At 56.1% G+C, this 1,239-nt stretch carries 1 pseudogene; it reads left to right on the top strand.

Features of this window, described 5'->3' with window-relative positions:
- A pseudogene (locus JCM16496_RS22870) lies at positions 1 to 1,239 on the top strand (RHS repeat-associated core domain-containing protein); the annotation flags it as partial.

Genomic DNA, 1,239 nt, shown 5'->3' with positions numbered 1-1,239 from the left:
TCCCGTGACCGCTGTGTGTCGAAAAAGTTGCCCGGATGTGATGCCGTGCGCTATGTGTACGACAAGGCGGACCGCCTTATTTTCACGCAGGACGGCAATCAGAGAGGAAAGAACCAATGGCTTTTCAGTATTCCTGACGCCTTTGGCCGTGTTGTCTTGTCGGGCATCTGTTCGGCAATCTTCCCCGTGGACGTTGATGCCGTCGAGGCAGAGTTTACAGGCAACGGCATCTATCAGGGCTATGTTGTGAAGGCTGGAACCACCATCCGTGAGCTTTCCGTAATCAGCCTTCTCAGCGTAAACTATTACGACAGCTATGATTTCCTCGGCAAGAATGGTTTTCCGGCCTACACGTATGACAACTCTCTGACCTCCTCCGGTGATGGTGCGCGGTCCGAGGCCCGTGGCTTGTTGACGGGCAGTGTGACGTACCTGACAGGTGGGGGCACCGGGCTGCTTTACAGCGTGTTGTATTATGATTCCCGTTCCCGTCTTATCCAGCGCCAGCGTTCCAACCTCCTTGGCGATAAGGATACGGAGTCTACTTCCTACAACTTTACGGGGCAGCCCACGCAGTGGCGCCACTTGCATACGGCTTCCGGCAAGCCTACCCGTAGTGAAGTCTGCACCTATGCTTATGACCCTACGGGCAGGTTGCTGACCTTGAAGCATCAATCGGGCGCTTTGGGTGAAGTGCCGCTTGCCGTCTACACATACGACAACCTGGGTCGTTTGCAGAGCAAGTCCCTGCACGGCTCTGCCGCCAACAGGCTGACCTACGCCTACAACGTGCGCGGATGGCTGACGGGTATCAGCGGAAGCAAGTTCACCCAGAACCTGTACTACAACACCGGCAACGGCACTGCGAAATACAATGGGAGTATCAGCAGCATGACTTGGAAGGCGGGGGACGAAAGCACCCTGCGCGGCTACAAGTTCACCTACGACGGACTGGACCGTCTGCTGAACGCGACCTACGGCGAAACGGCTGCCATCAACGCGAACACGAACCGTTTCAGTGAGAATGTAACCGCCTATGACAAGAACGGCAACATCAAGAGCCTGCAACGCTACGGTCAGACTTCCGCTTCTGCTTACGGCTTGGTTGACAACCTGACCTTGACTCTGGACGGCAACCGCCTGAACCGTGTGGACGATGCCGTGGCGGCATCTGCCTACAACGGAAGTTTCGAGTTCAAGGATGCCGTGAAGCAGGCAAACGAGTACGCTTACGATGCC

It is taken from the genome of Bacteroides rodentium JCM 16496 (genome assembly GCF_000614125.1).
Taxonomy (GTDB): Bacteria; Bacteroidota; Bacteroidia; order Bacteroidales; family Bacteroidaceae; genus Bacteroides; species Bacteroides rodentium.
The sequence above is the reverse complement of the archived record's forward strand: the minus strand, read 5'-3'. Positions and strand labels throughout refer to the sequence as shown.